The organism is Acinetobacter sp. TUM15071, assembly GCF_008980925.1.
Taxonomy (GTDB): Bacteria; Pseudomonadota; Gammaproteobacteria; order Pseudomonadales; family Moraxellaceae; genus Acinetobacter; species Acinetobacter dispersus.
The window spans coordinates 1-20979 of the sequence record NZ_BKGB01000031.1 but is presented as its reverse complement, the minus strand read 5'-3'; the positions used below and the strand labels follow the sequence as shown (position 1 = coordinate 20979).

20 protein-coding genes are annotated in these 20979 nt (G+C 41.6%); 13 read left to right on the top strand and 7 right to left on the bottom strand.

Annotated elements, in window-relative coordinates:
- Positions 1 to 203 precede the first annotated feature (203 nt).
- Both GBI66_RS18920 and paaZ read right to left on the bottom strand, forming a co-directional pair.
- Entirely contained in the window at positions 204 to 494 is a 291-nt protein-coding gene (locus tag GBI66_RS18920) for a DUF1330 domain-containing protein (protein WP_151717151.1), read from the bottom strand.
- 75 nt (positions 495 to 569) lie between these two features.
- Positions 570 to 2672: a phenylacetic acid degradation bifunctional protein PaaZ gene (gene paaZ, locus GBI66_RS18915; RefSeq protein WP_151717150.1), complete on the bottom strand. Its 2103-nt coding sequence runs from the start codon at positions 2670 to 2672 to the stop codon at positions 570 to 572.
- 265 nt (positions 2673 to 2937) lie between these two features.
- Here paaZ and paaA point away from each other — a divergent pair, with 265 nt between their 5' ends.
- From paaA to GBI66_RS18850, 13 genes are all read left to right on the top strand, one after another.
- Positions 2938 to 3873, top strand: coding sequence for a 1,2-phenylacetyl-CoA epoxidase subunit PaaA (paaA, locus tag GBI66_RS18910; protein WP_005188895.1), 936 nt, complete (start codon positions 2938 to 2940; stop codon positions 3871 to 3873).
- A 33-nt stretch (positions 3874 to 3906) separates the two neighbouring features.
- A complete protein-coding gene (gene paaB / locus GBI66_RS18905) occupies positions 3907 to 4197 on the top strand; it encodes a 1,2-phenylacetyl-CoA epoxidase subunit PaaB (RefSeq protein WP_005188892.1) in 291 nt (96 codons plus the stop codon).
- Between the two features lie 12 nt (positions 4198 to 4209).
- Entirely contained in the window at positions 4210 to 4965 is a 756-nt protein-coding gene (gene paaC, locus GBI66_RS18900; protein ID WP_151717149.1) for a 1,2-phenylacetyl-CoA epoxidase subunit PaaC, read from the top strand.
- Positions 4966 to 4981: 16 nt separating this feature from the next.
- Entirely contained in the window at positions 4982 to 5482 is a 501-nt protein-coding gene (gene paaD, locus GBI66_RS18895; RefSeq protein ID WP_005188886.1) for a 1,2-phenylacetyl-CoA epoxidase subunit PaaD, read from the top strand.
- Between the two features lie 23 nt (positions 5483 to 5505).
- On the top strand, positions 5506 to 6567 hold the full coding sequence (locus GBI66_RS18890) for a 2Fe-2S iron-sulfur cluster-binding protein (protein WP_151717148.1): 1062 nt from the start codon (positions 5506 to 5508) through the stop codon (positions 6565 to 6567).
- Between the two features lie 8 nt (positions 6568 to 6575).
- Positions 6576 to 7349 carry an enoyl-CoA hydratase-related protein gene (locus GBI66_RS18885; RefSeq protein WP_151717154.1) on the top strand — a complete coding sequence of 258 codons (774 nt, stop codon included), beginning with the start codon at positions 6576 to 6578 and terminating at the stop codon, positions 7347 to 7349.
- Positions 7349 to 8140, top strand: coding sequence for a 2-(1,2-epoxy-1,2-dihydrophenyl)acetyl-CoA isomerase PaaG (paaG, locus tag GBI66_RS18880; protein WP_151717153.1), 792 nt, complete (start codon positions 7349 to 7351; stop codon positions 8138 to 8140). Before GBI66_RS18885 ends, paaG begins: the two co-directional genes overlap by 1 nt.
- 2 nt (positions 8141 to 8142) lie before the next feature.
- Complete coding sequence (locus GBI66_RS18875; RefSeq protein ID WP_151717147.1) at positions 8143 to 9672, top strand: 3-hydroxyacyl-CoA dehydrogenase; 1530 nt, start codon at positions 8143 to 8145, stop codon at positions 9670 to 9672.
- Between the two features lie 12 nt (positions 9673 to 9684).
- Positions 9685 to 10896: a 3-oxoadipyl-CoA thiolase gene (gene pcaF, locus GBI66_RS18870; protein ID WP_151717146.1), complete on the top strand. Its 1212-nt coding sequence runs from the start codon at positions 9685 to 9687 to the stop codon at positions 10894 to 10896.
- Positions 10897 to 10938: 42 nt separating this feature from the next.
- Positions 10939 to 12228, top strand: coding sequence for a phenylacetate--CoA ligase PaaK (gene paaK, locus GBI66_RS18865; protein WP_151717145.1), 1290 nt, complete (start codon positions 10939 to 10941; stop codon positions 12226 to 12228).
- Between the two features lie 54 nt (positions 12229 to 12282).
- The gene (locus tag GBI66_RS18860; protein ID WP_151717144.1) at positions 12283 to 13254 is read left to right on the top strand and encodes a PaaX family transcriptional regulator C-terminal domain-containing protein; all 972 of its coding nucleotides are present in this window, start codon (positions 12283 to 12285) and stop codon (positions 13252 to 13254) included.
- Positions 13235 to 13837: a DapH/DapD/GlmU-related protein gene (locus GBI66_RS18855; protein WP_151717152.1), complete on the top strand. Its 603-nt coding sequence runs from the start codon at positions 13235 to 13237 to the stop codon at positions 13835 to 13837. Before GBI66_RS18860 ends, GBI66_RS18855 begins: the two co-directional genes overlap by 20 nt.
- Before the next feature lie 236 nt (positions 13838 to 14073).
- A complete protein-coding gene (locus tag GBI66_RS18850) occupies positions 14074 to 15528 on the top strand; it encodes a benzaldehyde dehydrogenase (protein ID WP_151717143.1) in 1455 nt (484 codons plus the stop codon).
- Between the two features lie 137 nt (positions 15529 to 15665).
- Here GBI66_RS18850 and GBI66_RS18845 read toward each other — a convergent pair whose 3' ends face one another.
- The 5 genes from GBI66_RS18845 to GBI66_RS18825 form a co-directional block, all read right to left on the bottom strand.
- A complete protein-coding gene (locus tag GBI66_RS18845; protein WP_151717142.1) occupies positions 15666 to 16997 on the bottom strand; it encodes an APC family permease in 1332 nt (443 codons plus the stop codon).
- Positions 16998 to 17148: 151 nt separating this feature from the next.
- Positions 17149 to 17856, bottom strand: a complete 708-nt coding sequence (locus GBI66_RS18840; RefSeq protein ID WP_151717141.1) for a histidine kinase — start codon at positions 17854 to 17856, stop codon at positions 17149 to 17151.
- Positions 17857 to 17920: 64 nt separating this feature from the next.
- Positions 17921 to 18640, bottom strand: coding sequence for a FadR/GntR family transcriptional regulator (locus GBI66_RS18835; protein ID WP_151717140.1), 720 nt, complete (start codon positions 18638 to 18640; stop codon positions 17921 to 17923).
- A 56-nt stretch (positions 18641 to 18696) separates the two neighbouring features.
- Positions 18697 to 19467, bottom strand: a complete 771-nt coding sequence (locus tag GBI66_RS18830; RefSeq protein WP_151717139.1) for a nuclear transport factor 2 family protein — start codon at positions 19465 to 19467, stop codon at positions 18697 to 18699.
- Between the two features lie 28 nt (positions 19468 to 19495).
- Positions 19496 to 20926 carry a gamma-aminobutyraldehyde dehydrogenase gene (locus GBI66_RS18825; protein ID WP_151717138.1) on the bottom strand — a complete coding sequence of 477 codons (1431 nt, stop codon included), beginning with the start codon at positions 20924 to 20926 and terminating at the stop codon, positions 19496 to 19498.
- Positions 20927 to 20979: the final 53 nt, after the last annotated feature.

Genomic DNA, 20979 nt, shown 5'->3' with positions numbered 1-20979 from the left:
TGTTATTATTGTGTTTATTTTTAATATTTTATTGAATTTTCATGTTTTTATAAAATGTAAATAAACATTGCATTGTCTGTGGGAGATTTTGAGTTTAAAAAAGTATAGGCATGACTATTTATATTATTGTTAAAATAATTTTTAAAGTGATTCTTAAATTAAATAATTAAAAAAAATATGTAATTTAATTTCGTTTGAATTGTCTAGTCTAATCCTTCAGTCAGAATCACTATATATTCGCCTGCCAAATCTCGGTGTTTTTTTGCTTCTTGATAGGCATCACTGTGATACCAATTTTGAGCTTCCTGCATACTGCTAAATTTAATGATGGCAACGCCGTCGCTTTCGATATTTTCTAATGCAATTGACTGACCATAAAACACAATCGGTTCGGCATCAAAGCCTTGGCTCGCTTTGCGTGCTAAAGATGTATAGGTTTTCATTTGATCTTTATTTTTCAGTTCTTTACGAATCAAAATGATATATGCGCTCATTGGCTTTCCTGATTGATAGAGACTAAGTGTTGATTTGTTGATGGATACGATGTCATATCCATCAACGCTCATGTATTAAGCTGCACGAGCGACCAGTGTTAGAATATCGTAAGTGGCAACCAGTTCGTTGCGTTGGTTTTTCACTTTAATATCCCATACCACCACACCATGTGCAGGTTGTGATAAGTCTTTTTGTGGTTTTGGTGTTTTTTGCTTGCAGGTCAGTTCAACACGAATAGAATCACCAATTTTTACCGGTTCAACAAAGCGTAGGTTGTCCATACCGTAGTTGGCAATCACGGGGCCTTGTGCGGCATCGACGAACAATCCTGCCGCTGCTGATACGATAAAATAGCCATGTGCGACACGTTCGCCAAAGAATGAATCTGCTGCTGCAATTTTGTCAGTATGTGCATAGAAATAATCACCACTTAAGCAGGCAAAATTGACAATATCTGCTTCGGTCACTGTACGACGCGCTGTCAGTAAACGCTCACCAATGACCAGTTCATCAAAATCCTTTTTAAAAGGATGTACGCGGTCTTGCTTGATGTTTGAGCCTGCTGTCCATGAATGGGTAACTTGAGTCAAACTATTTGGCGAACCTTGAATGGCAGTTCGTTGCATATAGTGTTTTACTGCTCTAATTCCACCAAGTTCTTCACCACCACCAGCACGACCAGGGCCACCATGAATCAAATGAGGTAGTGGCGAGCCATGACCTGTACTTTCTTTTGCAGATTCTTCATCCAGAATATGAACTCGACCATGCCAAGGTGCTATTTTCTGAATAATCTGCTCAATGTTTTCATGGGTATTTTTAACTACGGATGCAACCAGACTACCTTCACCACGTGCCACTAGATCGGCAAGTTCATCAATAGATTGATATGGCATAAGTGTACAGACTGGACCAAAGGCTTCGGTGGTGTGTACATGCGTGGCTTGCAATGGTTGTTCACAGAGAAGAAGTGTTGGTGGGAAGAATGCGCCATTTTCAGGAGTAGCTGCATTAAATTTAAAATTTGTTGTACCACCAAAAACAATTTTTGCATCTTTAGCCAGTTCTGCAACTTTGTTTGCAACATCCAACTTTTGTTTAGGGCTTGCTAATGCTCCCATTGTGGTGTCTTGTTTCTGTGGATCGCCCACAATCACTTTTTCCAGTTTAGCAATCAGCTTTTGTTGTACTTGCTCAAGTTGTACTTGGGGTACGAAAGCACGGCGGATAGCCGTACATTTTTGTCCAGCTTTGGTGGTCATTTCTCGGAAAACTTCACGTACAAACAGATCAACTGTGGCTTCATCTGCTTCAGGGCTTAGGATGGCACTATTGACAGAATCAGCTTCCATACTAAATGGAATTGAATATTTATTGAGATGTGGGTGGTTACGGAGTTTTTGGCCAGTATAGGCTGAGCCTGTAAAGGTTACACAATCTTGTGGACCTAGATAATCAAAAAGATCATCAATTTGTCCGCAAATGAGTTGTAGTGATCCTTTCGGTAGAAGTTGCGTATCTTCAATCGCTTTAACAACTGCTTGGGTGAGTTGAGCACCGTCAGTTGCAGGTTTAACAATACATGGCACGCCAGCCAATAGCGTTGGGGCAATTTTTTCTAACATTCCCCAAATTGGGAAGTTAAATGCATTAATATGAACTGCCACACCCGCTTTCGGGCTTAAAATATGCTTGGCGCCAAAAGTGCCATTTTTTGAGAGTTGAATCCAACTGTCTTCGGTAATAATTTTTTCATCATTCAGTTCTCGTCGTACCAAACTTGAGTAAGCAAATAAGGTCTGAATTCCACCTTCAATATCAATCCAGGCATCTTTGCGTGTTGCACCTGTTGCATAGGCAAGCTGATAAAAATCTTCTTTGTGCTCAAGTAGGTGCTGTGCAATTTGTTTTAAAGCATTGGCACGTTGATGGAAGGTCCAATTTGCCAGTGTTGCACCATTCTGCTTGGCATATTCAACAACCTGTTGCATATCTATGCCATGACTGCTGACAGTATAAATTGTCTCATTGCTAATGGCGTGAACAACAGTACGTGCATCTTCATGGCTTGAATGCCACGTTCCATATACAAAAGATCCAAGCTGAATCACTTTTGATACAGGCTGTTGTTCTGCTGCTGATTTAGATATTCCTTCTAAGAGTGCTTGATCAAGCATGAGAAAACTCCATTTTTATGTGATACATCAATTTTTGAAATACTAAAAATATGATTCATAATTTCACGCTGATTGAATAAAAAGTCAACTTAATTTTATAGAAAAGAAAGCATGTTGATTTTTATTATTTAAATATAATCAATAAAAACAATGTTGTATCTCTATTTTTTAGAGATCTTAAATTATGATACATAAAATGTTATTGACTTTATTTTTAATGTATCGAAAAATGGATTTAAGGGTGAGACCTAAAGGGAAGACACAAATGGAAAATAAGTATCAGAAATTTGAGCAAAATATTGCCAATGACATCACGATAGAGGCAAAAGATGAAATGCCAGATGCCTATCGTAAAACTTTGATTCGCCAAATTGGGCAACACGGTCATTCTGAAATTGTTGGCATGTTACCTGAAGGAAACTGGATTACGCGTGCACCGACTTTAAAGCGTAAAGCGGTTCTACTCGCAAAAGTTCAAGATGAAGCAGGGCACGGACTTTACCTCTACAGTGCAGCAGAAACATTAGGCGCTGACCGTGATGACATGATGGAAAAATTGATTGATGGAAAAATGAAATATTCATCAATTTTCAATTATCCGACGGTGACTTGGGCCGATGTAGCTGCGATTGGCTGGTTGGTGGATGGTGCTGCGATTGTGAATCAGGTAGCGTTGTGCCGTACCTCTTATGGCCCATATGCACGTGCCATGGTGCGTATCTGTAAAGAGGAAAGCTTTCATCAACGTCAAGGTTTTGAAGCCATGATGGTACTAGCCGCTGGAACACCTGAACAAAAACAAATGGCACAAGACGCTGTAAATCGCTTTTGGTGGCCAGCACTGATGATGTTTGGGCCAAGTGATGAACATTCTCCAAACAGTGCGCAAAGTCTGGCTTGGAAAGTTAAACGATTCAGTAACGATGATTTACGTCAAAAGTTTGTCGATAACACAGTTCCTCAAATTTTGCAGCTTGGTTTAGACGTTCCAGATCCTGATTTGAAGTGGGATGAAGAAGCGGGACGTTATATCCACGGTGAAATCAATTGGCACGAATTCAATGAAGTTATTGCTGGTCGAGGTCCATGTAACCACGAGCGTATAGAAGCACGACGCAAAGCTTGGGAAAACGGTAAATGGGTTCGAGATGCAGCTGTTATCTACGCGAAAAAGCAGCAAGCCGTAACGCAAGTCGCTTAAGCAAAATTTATGGACAAAATTGAGGACATCAAAATGGAAGATAAAAATAACTGGTCGCTTTACGAAGTATTTATTCGTAGCAAACAAGGTCTAAGTCATCGCCATGTCGGTAGCTTAAGAGCATCTGATGATGAAATTGCATTGCAACATGCACGCGATGTGTACACCCGTCGTAATGAGGGAATCAGTATTTGGGTGGTTCGTTCTGAATTGATTAAGTCATCACAGCCAGATGAAAAAGCTGAATTTTTCGAACCAGCGCTAGACAAAGTTTATCGTCACCCTACGTTCTATCATATTCCTGATGGCATCGAGCATATGTAAGGGAGTATGGAAATGAATAATCCTATTTTATCTAAGTTCTTATTACATATTGGCGATAGCCAGTTGGTATTGGCGCAACGTTTAGCGGAATGGTGCGGTCATGCACCAGAGCTAGAGATTGATATTGCCTTGGCAAATATTGGTCTGGATCTGCTTGGGCAATCGAGAAACTTTTTAACCTTAGCTGGGCAATATGAAGAGGCACAGCGTGATGAAGATCAATTGGCTTACTTCCGTTCAGAACGTGAATTTCTCAATTTATTGATTTGTGAACAGCCAAATGGTGATTTTGCTCAAACCATCGTACGCCAATGGTTAATGGATCATTATCACTTGTTATTAATGACCTCTTTAAGCAAAAGTGCAGTAGCTGAGATTGCTGCGTTGGCAATGAAATCATTAAAAGAAGTGAAATATCACATTCGCTTTTCAACCAGTTGGATGGAGCGTCTGAGCTTAAGTACAGCAGAGGCACATCAACGTGTACAGGTCGCATTAGATAGCTTGTGGCGTTTTAGTGCAGAGTTGTTTGAGTTGACGGCTGAAGAATATGTACTGGTTGAGCAGGGTTTAATCAGTGACTTGTCTAATGAAAAAGCACAATGGGACAAGACAATTGCTGAAGAATTAAAACGATTTGAGCTGACAGTTCCTGTAAATGGTGCTTATCGCCGTGGTGCCAAACAGGGTCTACATACGGAACATTTAGGATATTTGTTGGCTGAAATGCAGGCCATTCAACGTACTTATCCTGAAATGACTTGGTAAGACAAGGAGTTGAGCCATGCAAATGATTCGTCATTGTATCGATCAATGTTGGGATGTTCTGCAAACGGTCAGTGATCCTGAGATTCCTGCTTTATCTGTAGTGGATTTGGGCATGATTCGTGGGGTGGAACTGAATGATCAGCAAGAAATTATTGTTCGATTAACACCTACCTATAGTGGCTGTCCTGCAACAGATCTATTAAAAGCGCAGATTGTCGAGGCGTTGGCAGCAGAAGACCTCACTCCCGCAAAGGTGATTGTTGATTTATCTGAAGCATGGACAACCGACTGGATGTCTGAAATAGGCAAGAAGAAGTTACAAGACTATGGTATCGCGCCGCCAGAGGGTTTAGCACATCAGTGTGGAACACATGTTCATTTAAAAGATGGTGTGGTGTGTCCGCGGTGTAAAAGTCGAAATACCAAGCTGCTCACGGAGTTTAGTTCGACCGCGTGTAAGGCCTTGTACAAATGTCAGGACTGTCTTGAGCCCTTTGATTATTTTAAATGTATTTAAAGTTTTAGATAAGGAAATCAGCCATGAGCCAATTTATTCCCTTAAAAGTAAAAAGTATTACACCTCAGACAGATCAGGCCATTTGTATTGCGTTTGATCTTGTGCCTGAGCAACAAGAACAATTTAAATTTCAGCCAGGTCAACATTTAACGATTCGCCATTTAACTGAGGCAGGTGAGATTCGTCGTTGCTATTCGATCTGTAGTTATGCACCGAAAGAAGATATCAGTATCGCAGTGAAAAAGATGGATCAAGGTCAATTCTCAAATTGGGCCAATGATTATCTAAAAGTTGGCGATGTTCTTGATGTGATGCCACCACAGGGTGTTTTTTTCCAAAAAGCAGCCAGATCGGGCGGTCAAGCATTTTTAGGTGTTGCTGCGGGCAGTGGTATTACCCCAATTTTGTCGATCATTAAACAGGTTTTGTTTGAACAACCGACATCGAATTTTACCTTGCTCTATGGTAATCGTTCATGGAAACAGACCATGTTTGCTGAGCAAATTATGGATTTGAAAGATCAATTTAAAGAACGCTTCCAGTTGATCAATATTTTTTCCCGTGAATTCAACGAAAGTGAGTTGATGAATGGGCGAATAGATGAAACAAAATTAAAGCAATTGTTTGATCATGATGTATTAGAAAGCAATTTTGATCATGTTTTTGCCTGTGGCCCAGATGAAATGATGGACACAGTCGAAAGACTGTTACCGACCTATGGTTTAAGCAAAGACAAGATTCATACTGAACGTTTTAATACTGGTCATGTCCGTAAACGAGCAGTCGATGCCGATGCGAATCGTAAGGAAGAACAAGTCAATATTGTACTGGATGGTCGTGAACTGATCGTGTCAGTGTCTCAAGACGACGAAAGCATTTTAGATGCAGCATTACGTGCAGGTGCAGATTTACCTTATGCATGTAAAGGCGGGGTGTGTGCGACCTGTCGTTGTAAGGTGCTCTCTGGTGATGTTGATATGTTCTTGAACTACAGTCTTGAAGATGATGAAGTCGAAAAGGGCTATGTGCTGAGCTGCCAAACTTTACCTAAAGGCTCAAATGTCCGTTTGAGCTTTGATGAGTAGAGGTGGCTATGCAAGAGCTGATCAAAGCCGAAATAACAATTGATGGTGTAATGCTATTAACCCTCAATCGTGCTGAAAAACGGAATGCTTTAAATAATGCGACCTTGCAATATTTATGCGAATTGCTCGAAGAGGCAGAACACAATGCCAGAGTCAAAGCCATTGTTCTAACAGGCAATCAATATTGTTTTGCAGCAGGTGCTGATCTTGCTGAGTTAGCAGAAATGGATTCAGTGGCCTTGCAACTCGATATCCGTCCAAAACTATGGCAGAAGATTGATGCGTTTAGTAAACCAATTATTGCAGCTGTGAATGGTTATGCCTTGGGTGCGGGATTTGAACTGGTTTTACACACAGATATCGTACTTTGTGGTGAAAATGCCAAATTCGCCTTGCCAGAAATTGGTTTAGGCATGTTACCAGGTGCTGGCGGCACACAACGTTTAGCACGCTTAGTCGGGCAACAATTGACCATGCGCTGGGCGATGACAGGCGAAATGCTTTCGGCACAACAGGCAGAGCAACACGGTATTTGCAGCGAAGTGGTCCCTACAGCATTAACTGTGGAATATGCCATTCAATTAGCCAAGAAAATTGCTCAACAAGCACCCTTGGCGATTCGGGTAATTAAACAATCGATCAAAAGTATTCATGAGACAACACTGAGTCAGGGATTAAAGCTTGAACGCCAGAATTTTGTTTGGTTGGCGGCAACAAACGATCGAAAAGAAGGAATTAACGCATTCTTTGAAAAAAGAAAGCCTGTATTTAGAGGTGAATGATGGACTATCAAAATATTATTGTAGAAGAAAAGAATGCTGTTGGTTATTTAACTTTTAATCGACCAAAGGCACTGAATAGTTTTAACGTGGATATGCACCGTGAAGTCGCTGAGGTCTTGGGCTTTTGGAGTAAAAACCAAGATATTCGTTGTGTGGTGATTAGTGGTGAAGGCAGCGGTTTCTGCGCAGGGCAAGATCTTGGCGATCGTGTGGTTGATCCAAATGCTGCTGCGCCTGATTTAGGTTACTCGATTGAAACCTACTATAATCCGCTGATCAAAATGATTGTCAATATGCCCAAGCCTGTGATCTGTGCGGTAAATGGTGTGGCAGCGGGTGCAGGTGCAAATATCGCTTTGGCTTGTGATTTGGTTGTCGCAGCGAAATCTGCCAACTTTGTACAGGCATTTTGTCGTTTAGGTCTGGTTCCTGACTCAGGTGGAACCTGGTTCCTGCCACGTGCAGTAGGACAAGCCCGTGCAATGGGGTTGGCTTTGTTAGGAGATAAACTTCCTGCGGAAACAGCAAAAGAATGGGGCATGATTTGGGATGTTGCCGAAGATGCTGAGCTGAAATCAAAAGTCACTGAACTGGCAGAACGTTTAGCCAAACAGCCGACCTTTGGTCTATCACTGATCAAAAAAGCCATCCACCAATCCAGTAATAACAGCTTTGATGAACAGATGTTCTTGGAGCGAGATTTACAACGTATCGCAGGGCGCTCAGAAGATTATCGTGAAGGGGTACAAGCTTTCATGAATAAGCGTGAGCCTGACTTTCAGGGGCGCTAAGCATGATGAATCTAGATTTGTCTCATGCCAAAATTGCCGTGATTGGCTCTGGAACAATGGGGATTGGCATTGCTCAATTGGCGATCGTCAATGGTCATTCGACTATTCTCTACGATCTCGATCGTGAAAAGACCAAACAGGCGGTTGATGGATTGCATCAGACCTTCGCGAAGTTGACAGAAAAAGGCAAGCTAACCTCTGAGCAGGCACAGCAAGCACTTTCACGTTTGACCATTGCGGATCAAATCGAAGCATTGGCAAGTGTCGATTTGGTGATAGAAGCGGTGGTTGAAAAGCTGGAAGTGAAACAATCTTTGTTCAAGCAGTTGGCGACGATTTGTAATGACCAAACTATTTTAGCCACCAATACCTCCTCTATTTCAGTGACAGCAATCGCATCTGCTGTTCCACATCCTGAGCGAGTGGTTGGACTGCATTTCTTTAATCCTGCACCTGTGATGAAGTTGGTCGAAATTGTACAAGGTTTAAAAACAACGGAAGTTTTATGTCAGTCATTAAGAACGCTCATGCTGGCTTGGAACAAAATTCCTGTCTTAACCAAGTCAACGCCTGGATTTATTGTCAATCGTATTGCCCGTCCGTTTTATGCAGAAGCATTTCGCGCCTTGCAAGAACAGGTCACTACATATGACCAGCTCGACTATGCATTAAAGCAGTGCGGTGGTTTTGCGATGGGGCCGTGTGAGTTAACTGATTTAATTGGGCAAGATGTTAATTTCTCAGTCACTCAAAGTGTTTATGAAGCCTTCTTTTATGAACCGCGTTATCGCCCAAGCCTGATTCAGAAAGAATTGGTTGATGCTGGTACATGGGGACGTAAATCAAAGCAAGGCTTTTATCGCTATGATGAAAAAAATCAGTATGCGACTTTTCAGCCTCAGCTTATTACTGCGCCGTCTTTTCATGCTGATGTTCAAGTCAAAGGTACATGGGCGCAATGCCCGCATTTATTAGAACGTCTGGGCTTAAGTCGTGCTTTAGCAAGCAATGAAAATATCATCCAAATTGATGATGTTGATTTGCGTCTAAGTCATGGAGAATCTGTCAATATCGATTATCCAAATCGTAAAACGGTATTGATGGATTGGCATCATCATTTTGAACAGGCACAGGCGGTGGTTCTTAGCCATAACCATCTTTGCCAAGCGGATGATCTTGCAACTGTTGAGGATTTCTTTGCCCAATCCCAGATCAAGGTACTTTGGATCAGTGATCATCCAGCACTATTAACCTTGCGTACTATTGTTTTACTGATTAATGAAGCCTGTGAAGCAAGTCTGCATGGTGTTGCGAGTATGGAAGATATTGATAATGCCATGAAATATGGAGTGAACTATCCTAAAGGGCCGTATCAATGGATGATGCAATTGGGTGCTGAATACGTCTTGGCAACGCTAAACAATTTATATGCCATCTATGGCGAAGAAAAATATCGTGCAAGTCTTTATCTCAAACAATACGTGGCGAAGCAGCAGTGTATTCGCGCTGATTATTCAAAAGCCTTTGCATAGACAGGAGTCAACATGGAAGACGTTTTAATTTGCGATTTTATTCGTACCCCAATTGGTCGCTATGCAGGTGCATTAAGTTCAGTGCGTACTGATGATCTTGCGGCATTGCCGATTAAATATTTAAAAGAAAAGCATGCTGATTTACCTTGGCAAGAATTGGATGAAGTGTTTTTAGGCTGTGCCAATCAAGCGGGTGAAGATAACCGTAATGTGGCGCGTATGGCAACCTTATTGGCTGGTTTACCTGAAGCTGTTCCTGCAATGACAGTGAATCGTTTATGTGCATCTGGTTTAGATGCAGTCGGCTTGGCTGCACGTTCAATTAAATCTGGCGAGTCTCAATTTGTACTGGCAGGTGGCGTGGAGTCAATGAGCCGAGCACCCTTTGTTCAAGCCAAGCCAACTGAAGCATTTGGACGCAGTCCGGAAATATTTGATACCACGATTGGCTGGCGTTTTGTTAATAAAAAGATGAAAGCCGAATATGGCACCGACAGCATGCCTGAAACGGCTGAGAATGTGGCTGAGAAATACCAGATTAGCCGACAAGATCAGGATGAGTTTGCGATCCGTAGTCAACAAAAAGTGGCAGTGGCGCAACAAAATGGTTTTTTTACAGATGAAATCTTGCCCGTTGAACTGGTCGATCGTAAAAAGAACATCACTATTTTTAGTCAAGATGAGCATCCAAGAGCAGAGACTAGCCTAGAGGGTTTGGCAAAACTCAAAGCCCCATTCCGTAAAGAGGGTGGTTCAGTCACTGCGGGAAATGCATCTGGTGTCAATGATGGTTCGGCCTGTGTGTTATTAACCAATCGTCAGTTTGCCGATAGCCACGGATTAAAACCTTTGGCAAGTGTGGTGGCGATTGCAAGTGCAGGTGTTGAGCCAAAATATATGGGCATTGGGCCTGTGCCAGCAGTTCAGAAACTTTTAAAACAAACAGGTCTTCGCTTAGATCAAATGGATGTGATTGAGCTGAACGAGGCATTTGCAGCCCAGTCTTTGGCCTGTATGCGTGAGTTGGGTTTAAAAGATGATGATGCACGTGTTAATCCGAACGGTGGTGCGATTGCCCTTGGACATCCACTGGGTATGAGCGGAACTCGTTTGGTGATTACTGCCACCAGAGAATTAAAAAGACGTGGTGGTCAATATGCACTGTGCACCATGTGTGTTGGTGTCGGCCAAGGTGTGGCCCTTATTTTAGAAAATTTAACTTAATGTAGATGGTTCTCGTGTAATAACGACATAGGAGATACGGCAGTGGATAGCCAAATTATAGATAATGTAGAAAAAATGACGCTAGCGGAATTGCGAGCACTTCAAACCAAACGGTTAAAGGAAACATTGACCTATGTTTATGCCAATAGCCCAGTGTACAAGAAAAAGTTCGATGATGCTGGTGTACATCCCGATGACTTTGTGACATTGGATGATCTCGCAAAGTTTCCATTTACAACCAAACAGGATCTAAGAGATAACTATCCGTTTGGTATGTTTGCTGTGCCGCAGGAACAAATTGTTCGTTTACATGCTTCTTCTGGGACAACAGGCAAACCCACCGTAGTTGGATATACCCAAAAAGATATTCATACTTGGTCAGATATCGTGGCGCGTTGCCTACGTATGGCAGGTCTAAGTGCCAAGGATATGATTCAGGTTGCCTATGGTTATGGTTTATTTACTGGTGGTTTAGGTGCGCATTATGGTGCGGAGCGCTTGGGTGCAACCGTGATTCCGATGTCAGGTGGTCAAACCGAAAAACAGGTTCAACTGATTCAGGACTTTAAACCGACAGCGATTATGGTGACGCCATCATACTGTGTGAGCATTATTGAAAAACTAGAGCAACAGTTGGGTAGTGCACGGAATACCTCTTTAAAAGTAGGTATTTTTGGTGCTGAACCTTGGACAAATGAGTTACGTCGTGAAATCGAAGAGCGTTTGAATATCAAGGCATTAGATATTTACGGCTTATCTGAGATCATGGGGCCGGGTGTTGCGATGCAGTGCCTGAATGAAGGTGAAGGCTTAACCATTTGGGAAGATCACTTTTATCCTGAGATCATTAACCCTGAAACAGGTGAAGTGTGTAAGGATGGTGAATTGGGCGAACTGGTATTCACTACTATTACCAAAGAAGGTTTGCCGATTATCCGCTATCGTACCCGCGATTTAACTCGTTTATTGGCAGGTCAGAACATGGCGATGCGTCGTATGGACAAGATTGTAGGGCGTAGTGATGATATGCTGATTATTCGTGGGGTAAATGTATTTCCAACTCAAATTGAAGAACAAATTCTTCAGGTGCCAAGTTTAGTGCCGAATTATGAAATTCTGGTCGCGAAGAAAGGGCATATGGATACTTTGCATATCCGTACAGAAATGTGTCATAACTGTGATCAGCAAGCACAGCAACTGGCTAAGCAGCTGATGCAACGGATTAAAACCATGATTGGGATTTCAGTCACGGTGGAAGTAGTGAATGAACTGACTTTGCCTCGCTCTGAAGGTAAAGCAAAACGGGTAATCGATATGCGTCAGATTGCTTAACATTATGATCATTCAGGGTATAGAATCTATATCCTGAATCTTAAACGCTAAGACATGGGTATGAGTGTAAAATTACAGCAAATTATTGATTCGATTATTAAGAATGAGACTTTAAGCGGAACTTCGCTGATTTCTACTATTTTTGGAGATTCAGTCCTGCATCGAGGAGGCAACATCAGCCTTGCAAGCTTGATTCAGCTAATGGAGCTTTTTGATTTTAATGATCGTGCTGTAAGGACTTCAGTTTTCCGTCTAGTGAAAAGTGATTGGTTAGGTTCAGATAAAATTGGTAGAACCAGCTTTTATCGGATTACCGATGCCAGTCGAGCAAAATACTTGCAAGCAGAGCAACGGATTTATAATGATCAGATGAAGGAATGGGATCACTCTTGGGATCTGATTCTAATGTCGAGTCTGGATACTGACAATAAAGCATTTTTAAAGAAAGAGTTGGAATGGTTAGGTTTTGCCAATATTTCAACCAATCTTATGGCTTATCCAGGCTTTAATCGACTGCAATTACAAAAGCTATTAATTGATTTGAACATGAGTGAACAGGTGGTGGTGTTTAAGGCAGAGACCTTACAGTTATTTAATAATTCAACTGAAACTATCGCTCGCATGTTAGAGACCAATTGGCCGATTGATGAGTTACGACAACGCTATCTGCAATTTCTAGATATGTTTCGGGAGATTGGCGTGATTTTAATGCAGGACGATGAGAGCATTGAACCGATTCAAGCTTTTCAGATCCGAACCTTACTGATTCATTACTATCGTCGAATTTTACTGAAAGATCCTGCTTTGCCCTTAGAATTGTTGTCAGCAGATTGGCCAGCAGTCAATGCACGTACTTTATCCATGAATATTTATAAGAAGGTATTTGAGGCTGCAGATGACTATTTCTTGTCGGTTGCTGCAACATCAGAAGGACCTATGCCAAATGCAACGGCACATTTTTGGCGCCGTTTTGGTGGTTTGAACCAAAATAATGAGAGAGTGAATGATGCCTTGTTACAGTATTGATGGTGTGATTCCAGTCGTTCATCCCAGTGCATTTGTACATCCTACAGCGGTGTTGATTGGCGATGTGATTATTGAGGCAGGTGTTTATATTGGACCTTTTGCTTCACTGCGGGCTGATTTTGGTCGCATTCATATCAAACAGAATGCCAATGTACAAGACAGTTGCATCATTCATGGTTTTCCGCAAAGTATAACTCTCGTTGAAGAAATGGGGCATATTGGCCATGCTACGACGTTGCATGGTTGTCGTATTGGTCAAAATGCCTTGATTGGCATGAATAGTGTGATACTGGATTATGCTGAAATTGGTGAAAATACCATTATTGGTGCAAATAGTCTGGTGAAAACCAAAGATAAAATTCCTGCCAATGTATTGGCAATGGGCAGTCCAGCAAAAGTTGTGCGAGATTTATCAGAACAAGAACGCGCATGGAAAATCAAAGGGACCCAAGAATATATTTACTTGGCGCAGCGTTGTTTAAACACGATGATAGAGGTGGCACCTTTAGCAGAAGAATCTGCTGAACGGAGGACCTATCAAGCTTTTCAGGCAGAGCATCAGATTAAACCAAACGCAGAATGAAGCCGATATTTCAATGACTTGGCTTATTTATGCTTTCCTGTCAGTTCTAATAACAAATACCGTTTAGTCAAAAAAAGACAACAGCTTCCCATTCAATATCAGCACATGATGAAACTTAAAATATCGTTCAGTGTGAATAAACACAGAGCACTATTAGTAAGAAGCGTTCATCTCATTTTAGGAAAACAAGATGCCTAAATTGAATGTATTGGTTAAGAAAATACAATGAGGTCATGATGTCTATTTTAACAAAAGAAATTTGGGATCAAAAATTATTTCGTGGTACATGGCAATCCGCCAAGAACGGTTATCAAGTGGTTGAAGTTGCAACGGGCGAGTCATTAGGCCAGATCGGCTATGCCTCAGCAGCAGATATTGCAGATGCTGCGCAACAAGCAAAGCTTGCACAAAAGCAATGGTGGGCGCTGAGTTATCAAGAACGTCAGGTGGTGTTCGAACGCGCAGTTCAGATTTTGACGGAGCATCAAGCTGAAATTATTGAATGGTTGGTAAAAGAAAGCGGTTCTCTACAATTAAAAGCAGGTTTTGAGGTTAATATTTCGATACAGGTATTAAAGCATTGTATTGGATTACCTGCGGCTGATCAGGGCACATTATTGCCGACTTCTCAAGGTAAATTAAGTTTAGCAAGACGTGTTCCTCTAGGTGTCGTTGGAGTGATTTCGCCGTTTAATTTTCCATTATATCTTGCACTACGTGCGGTTGCGCCTGCATTAGCACTGGGAAATGCAGTTGTGCTTAAGCCCGATGAGCGCACTGCGGTCTGTAGTGGTTATGCAATTGCCCGAATTTTTGAATTGGCGGGTTTACCACAGGGACTATTACACGTTTTACCTGGTGGTGCAGAAGTTGGTGAAGCACTAACATTGGACAAAAATATTGCCAGCATCCAATTTACTGGCTCCACTCATGTTGGTCGTATTGTGGGTGCCAATGCAGCTAAAACACTGAAAAAAGTATCACTCGAGTTAGGCGGTAAGAACTCTTTGATTATTTTAGATGATGCAGACATTGAACTGGCTGCTGAGAATATTGCTTGGGGTGCGTTTTTGCATTCAGGTCAAATTTGTATGACATCTGGAAAAATCTTGATTCAGGAAAATATCTATCATCAAGTCAAACAACGTGTCATTGAAAAGGTCAAAAATTTTGTCGTGGGTAATCCTTTGCAAAGTGATGTCACGATTGGTCCACTGATTAATGCCAAACAATCGCAACGTGTCGAGCAACTGGTTAAAGATGCGATTGCGCATGGTGCAAAACTGGAAGTCGGTGGGCAGGCGAAAGGGGTTTTCTTTGAGCCAACGGTATTGGCAGATGTAAAGCAAGACAATCCGATTTTTACTGAAGAAATCTTCGGTCCAGTGGCAGTCTTGATTCCTTTTAGCACCGATGAACAGGCAATTGAACTTGCAAATGAAGGCGATTATGGGCTTTCGGCGGGCATTATTACTGCCAATGTTGGCCGTGCTATGCAACTTGGACAACAACTAAATGTTGGTTTATTACATATTAATGATCAAACGGTAAATGATGAAACAGTGAATCCATTCGGTGGATTTGGAGCATCAGGCAATGGTACACGGATTGGTGGACCTGCAAATGCTGATGAGTTTACCCAATGGCAGTGGATGACGATTCAGGCACAAGCACCGCATTACCCATTCTAGATTTTTTAATCTACGAATACACGTTTGCAGTATAAGAGGATTGAGCTAAACATTTGAGTTGGCCAATTTCTAAATGCGCTTATTTGCCCCTTTACACAAGGGGCAAATAGCTGATTCAGTTGATATTGATAAACAATTTAACAGGTGTTAGTTAGAGTCATATTTTGCTTTTTCATCAACTTGTAAATAAATATCAGCAGACCAATAGCCAGCCAACAGCTTCCAAATTTTAAGGCCGATGAGTCTAGATTGATCCAGAGACACAGAATACTGATCACAGAAATAAGAGGTAAAAAGAGATTAAAAAACTTATTTTTAAATCCTAAACGCTGCTTTTCTTTGACATAAAACTTGATGAATACCGAGAAGTTGACCGCGGTAAACGCAACCAGTGCACCAAAACTAATCAGGCTGATTACTTGCGCAAGATTTAAGAAAATAGCGCTTAATGAGATAAATCCGACAAATAATACCGAGAAAAATGGTGTACCTAAAGCCGCATGAAGTGTTCCAAAGTACTTTCTGGGGAAAATATTATCTTTGCCCATGATATAGAGTAGTCGAGATGCACTGGCATGTGATGCGAGTCCTGAGGCCACGGTATTCATAATTTGCCCGCATAAGAAAATCGACTGGAATAAAGCACCACCGACATACAGTACGATTTCTGGAAGTGCCTCAGATGGATGGTGAAAACGGGCATTGGTTGGATAGTACAGTTGAATGAACCATGATGCGGTAAAGAAGATCATGCCGCCAAAAAGTGTGGTGAGAAGGACAGCATAAGGAATCGTTTTGGTGGGATTCTTGGTTTCATTGGAGAGGGTTGTAACTGCATCAAAACCCAAAAAAGAAAAACAGAGTACAGAGGCGCCTGCAACCAGAGGCAATAACTCCTGCGGACCAGTCCACAAAGGATTTAAAGTCAGTACATATTCATAACCTTGCGTATTTCCAATCCCTTGAATGACTAAATACACAAAAATAATCATCAGGATAATAGGGGCGAATACAAAAATCAGGCTGATGTTCGCGAGTAAACGAATACGGAAGCAATTGACTAAAGTGACTAAACCAGCAGAGATGACCACCCAAAACCAATAGGGAACACTGGGAATGAGGGCAGTTAAATAAATGGCTGCAAGTAAAACGTTAATTAAAGGCAATAATAAATAATCAAGTAAGGTACACCAACCGACGAACAGACCACTTTTAGGACCAATACTTTCAGTGGTGTAGGTATAGGCAGAACCTGCTTTTTCTGAATGTTTACTAAATCGTGCATAGCTAAATGCAGTTAATAGCATTGTGGTCAGTGCTAATAAATAAGCCAGCGGAACATGGCCGTGGGTGATTCCTGAAACAATGCCAAAGGTATCAAATACGGTCATGGGGGTCATGTAGGCAATACCGATCACAGTGACTTGCCACAATGAAAGCTTTTTAAGAGAGGCAGATTCTTGTTCCATATTCCTTCAACCTGATTTATTGCGCTTTTCTATCCAGAAAAACTTGTAATTTTTAGGCAAAAAACTCCCTTGGCTTATTTTTTTGACAAGCCAAAAAGAAAAAACTTATGCGAAAGAGATGGTTAAGCGTTTAATTTAGAACAAGTGAGTACTAAATCACGACCAACCTTAACGACTGACTGGTAACAGAACTTGTATATTTATCGGTTAAGTTCTTCAATAATGTCCCAGTCCTGATACTGATATCATTTGAGGTAATGACTCGAGCAGTATTATTGGTGATAACCGCTTTTTGCTGGATATTTTTAAGCTTGGGAAGTAAGACTTTCTCTAGTGCAGAGACGAGCACATCAATCGCAATAACGCCAATAAACTGGTCTCGAATCATGACTGGATGGGCCATCGTAATGGTATAAGCGCCGTTACAGATGTAATCGACGTAGGGGCCGTAGAAACAGGGTTGTTTATTCTCGGCAGGTTGATGGAACCATTCAAATGTCCGGAAATCTAAAAAACGTTGCGCGTTTTGGTAGTTTTCGAGTTGTGCTTGCTGTAATTGATTTTCTTTTTTATACCACCATTCTAATGTCCAGTATTCCTGTTCAGTGCTCGTTGCAGCGCTATAACTGGCGAAACCCATACCTTGACAATACTGGCTTTGATGCAGAGCTGCTTTTATTTCCTGTTGGAGCTCTTTACGCTCTGTTGTAGAAAGCTTAATGTCCTTGGTTTTTCCAGCCTTATGTTTAGATAGAATCTGACTTGTTTTATCTGCGAGTATCTCTGCCAGAGAAGTTGTTTCATCTGTTATTTGTTGAAGCAGCTGCTGAAGCTCTTCTATATATGCAAGTTGGGTCATTCCTTATAACTCCTAAAATTCCATATTCTTGCGATCAATGCCTTGATTATCCTTTTATTATTTTTTAATTGATCGATAATTTATATTGCAGCATTTGATCGGTTTGCATGGAAATGATTTTTCTCGTTTGCAAAACGGCTTCATCGCCATTTCCTTGAGTAAATGATGACAAAATTTTGTGGTATTGGCCTACCACAGCTTGATGAAAGTCATCATCTTGGTACAAAACAGCAATAAGTGGGGCCCATTCTGCTTGTAACGCGAGTTCTTGATTTGCCAGCCGTGCGGACTGTGCAAATGAAGTCAAGCTGAGTAAGCAACGCAAATCCAGTTGAGCACGTATATCTGCCTCATGGGCCTGAGTAAACTGTTCAATCAATGTGCTAATTTTATCAAGATCAGCTTCTGTGGTTCTCTGGGACGCCAAATAAGCACTATGACTTAAAATCGCACTATGAAACTCACCTAAATCAGCGAGATACTCTGTCGATGCCTGACGCAATGGATGCAGGCTTAAACGTAAATCAGCAGGTAATTCACAAATAAAGCTGCCACCATTGCGGCCGCGTCGTGTATCAATTAGACCTTTGACGCGTAAAGTTGTTAAAGCTTCACGCACTGTAATCGGTGAAACACCCATTAAACGCGCTAAGTCAGCTTCATTGGGAAGCTGCTCCTGACTTTTGAGCAGTCCTGAGATAATCGCATTCTCTAAACGTTCAACCACTTGTTCAGAGCGAGTTGATTGTGTGATCGGTGCAAAGATTATCGTATATGCTGACATAGCTGGTTCTCTAGAAGCTAAGTTTAAGGACTTCGCTTAATGATACGGATCAGGGATTAAAACACGCCAAAATTGTGAATTGCCATTTCATCCTCTGGAACAGCAGGTATGGCATCCCAGAGCTCGGCAATTTTACCGTTTTCAAGACGCCATAATTCAAAATAGGCGTGTCGATTTCCTGCGATGCTGCCTTCAGAATGAGTCAATACAAACTGACCATCGGCAATGGTTCGGTGTGTTTTGGAGTATACCAAACCTTCTCCTTGATTACGGATTTTGTTCAAGAAATCAATAACCGAGTTTACACCATCACCAATATCTGGACTATGTTGCAAGAATTGATCACCTTCAGTATAGGCTCTAAAAGTCTCGTATTCTCCATCAATCAAAGCTTTTTGAAAAAAGGATTGAATAATTCTGCGGTTTGTTTCGATATCGGTATTACTATCAACGAGTGTGGGTCCATCAAGTTGCGTACGGCCACTGATATTTGGCTGAGCTTCGGCAACAAGTCCATCCCAGTGTTCGACGATTTTGTCATCTTTGACGCGGTAAATATCGAATCCAACCAAAGGTGTTTCATCCAGTCCAAGAAAACGGCCATGAATTGCAACTAAATCACCATCACCGAGTACGCGAAACTGCTCATGCTTGATGTTGGGACAATCCTGAATCAGTTGGCGGAGTCCTGCCAGGCCATCAGCAACCAGCGGTGAATGTTCGATAAAGTCTTGAGAAAAATAACGATCTAAAGCACGGGGATCATGTAAATTAAATAATACATGATGGGCCTTGCTAACAAAGCGTTTGGCTTCCTGAGAATTCATTCTATGCTCCTATTTATATCTATTTTTATTATTCATTTGAGCTCATGACATGCTTGATACGCGTGTATTCTTCGAATCCATAACCAGATAGATCTTTTCCATATCCTGATTTTTTGAAACCACCATGAGGCATTTCTGCCGCTAAAGGAATATGTGTGTTGATCCAAACTGTGCCGAAATCGAGTTCACGAGAGAGGCGAGTCGCGCGTGCGTGGTTGGTGGTCCAGACACTTGAAGCAAGGCCATATTCAACATCATTGGCTTTTTCCACAGCATCATCTTCATCTTTAAATTTTTGTACAGTAATTACTGGTCCAAAAATCTCGTTTTGAATAGCTTCATCCTGTTGTTGTAAACCGCTAATTACGGTTGCTTCAAAATAGAATCCTGGGCGATCAGCATGCTTTCCACCTGTTTCAACTTTGGCGTGAGCAGGGAGCTTTTGAATAAACGTCTGTACATTTTTTAATTGATTGGCGTTGTTTAATGGGCCATAGAGTGCATCTTGGTCATCAGGTTCACCAAAACGCGTATTTTTTGCAGCTGTCACCAGTTTTGCTAAAAATTCCTCATGCACAGATTCTTCTACGATGACACGTGTTGCTGCGGTACAGTCTTGACCTGCATTAAAGAAACCAGTCAAGGCAATCATTTCAACTGCTTTATCAATATCCGCATCTGCAAAGACCAAGACTGGTGCTTTTCCGCCTAATTCGAGATGTGCTTTGGCTAAGTTCGCTGCAGCAGAAGCAGCAACCTGCAAACCAGCACGAACTGAACCTGTAATAGAAACCAGTGCAGGGGTCTTGTGTGACACGACTTTAGAACCAACATCAGCACGACCTAATACCACATTGAAAGCGCCTTTAGGGAAAAATGGTGCTGCAATTTCTGCCAACAGCAGTGTACTTTCTGGTGTTGTATCACTTGGTTTTAAGACAACAGTATTACCTGCTGCCAATGCAGGCGCGATTTTCCAGACTGCCATCATTAACGGATAATTCCATGGGGTAACCTGACCGACAACGCCTACAGGTTCACGACGGATACTTGAGGTTAAACCTTCTAAATATTCGCCAGTTGCAGAACCATTGAGTAAACGCGCAGCACCGGCAAAGAAACGAATTTGATTTGCAGAGACGGCGACTTCTTCAGAGGCAATGAGATGCTTAAGTTGTCCAGTGTTACGACTTTGTGCTTCAACTAAACGATCAGCATTTGCTTCAACTGCATCTGCTAAATCAAGTAGGGCTTTTTGGCGAACTGCTGGTGTACTACGGCCCCAAATTTTAAAAGCTTGTTTTGCTGCCGCATACGCTGCATCAACTTCGGCATCTGTAGCATTGGGTGATTCTGCACAGACTTTTCCTGTCACAGGACTCACAAGGTCAAAATATTCCGTTCCTTTTGCTTCTACATATTCGCCGTTAATAAAGTGTTTCAGTTGAATTTTAGACATTGTCATTCCTTGTCTCTTTGGTTTTAAAATATAACATATAAAACTATATGTAT

Coding starts and splice junctions, on each gene's coding strand:
- GBI66_RS18855 (WP_151717152.1), top strand. CDS start 13,235: ATGCCTTGTTACAGTATTGATGGTGTGATTCCAGTCGTTCATCCCAGT.
- GBI66_RS18835 (WP_151717140.1), bottom strand. CDS start 18,640: ATGTCAGCATATACGATAATCTTTGCACCGATCACACAATCAACTCGC.
- GBI66_RS18885 (WP_151717154.1), top strand. CDS start 6,576: ATGCAAGAGCTGATCAAAGCCGAAATAACAATTGATGGTGTAATGCTA.
- GBI66_RS18825 (WP_151717138.1), bottom strand. CDS start 20,926: ATGTCTAAAATTCAACTGAAACACTTTATTAACGGCGAATATGTAGAA.
- GBI66_RS18890 (WP_151717148.1), top strand. CDS start 5,506: ATGAGCCAATTTATTCCCTTAAAAGTAAAAAGTATTACACCTCAGACA.
- GBI66_RS18920 (WP_151717151.1), bottom strand. CDS start 494: ATGAGCGCATATATCATTTTGATTCGTAAAGAACTGAAAAATAAAGAT.
- paaB (WP_005188892.1), top strand. CDS start 3,907: ATGGAAGATAAAAATAACTGGTCGCTTTACGAAGTATTTATTCGTAGC.
- paaA (WP_005188895.1), top strand. CDS start 2,938: ATGGAAAATAAGTATCAGAAATTTGAGCAAAATATTGCCAATGACATC.
- GBI66_RS18875 (WP_151717147.1), top strand. CDS start 8,143: ATGATGAATCTAGATTTGTCTCATGCCAAAATTGCCGTGATTGGCTCT.
- GBI66_RS18860 (WP_151717144.1), top strand. CDS start 12,283: ATGGGTATGAGTGTAAAATTACAGCAAATTATTGATTCGATTATTAAG.
- GBI66_RS18845 (WP_151717142.1), bottom strand. CDS start 16,997: ATGGAACAAGAATCTGCCTCTCTTAAAAAGCTTTCATTGTGGCAAGTC.
- pcaF (WP_151717146.1), top strand. CDS start 9,685: ATGGAAGACGTTTTAATTTGCGATTTTATTCGTACCCCAATTGGTCGC.
- GBI66_RS18840 (WP_151717141.1), bottom strand. CDS start 17,856: ATGACCCAACTTGCATATATAGAAGAGCTTCAGCAGCTGCTTCAACAA.
- paaZ (WP_151717150.1), bottom strand. CDS start 2,672: ATGCTTGATCAAGCACTCTTAGAAGGAATATCTAAATCAGCAGCAGAA.
- paaC (WP_151717149.1), top strand. CDS start 4,210: ATGAATAATCCTATTTTATCTAAGTTCTTATTACATATTGGCGATAGC.
- paaG (WP_151717153.1), top strand. CDS start 7,349: ATGGACTATCAAAATATTATTGTAGAAGAAAAGAATGCTGTTGGTTAT.
- paaD (WP_005188886.1), top strand. CDS start 4,982: ATGCAAATGATTCGTCATTGTATCGATCAATGTTGGGATGTTCTGCAA.
- GBI66_RS18850 (WP_151717143.1), top strand. CDS start 14,074: ATGTCTATTTTAACAAAAGAAATTTGGGATCAAAAATTATTTCGTGGT.
- GBI66_RS18830 (WP_151717139.1), bottom strand. CDS start 19,467: ATGAATTCTCAGGAAGCCAAACGCTTTGTTAGCAAGGCCCATCATGTA.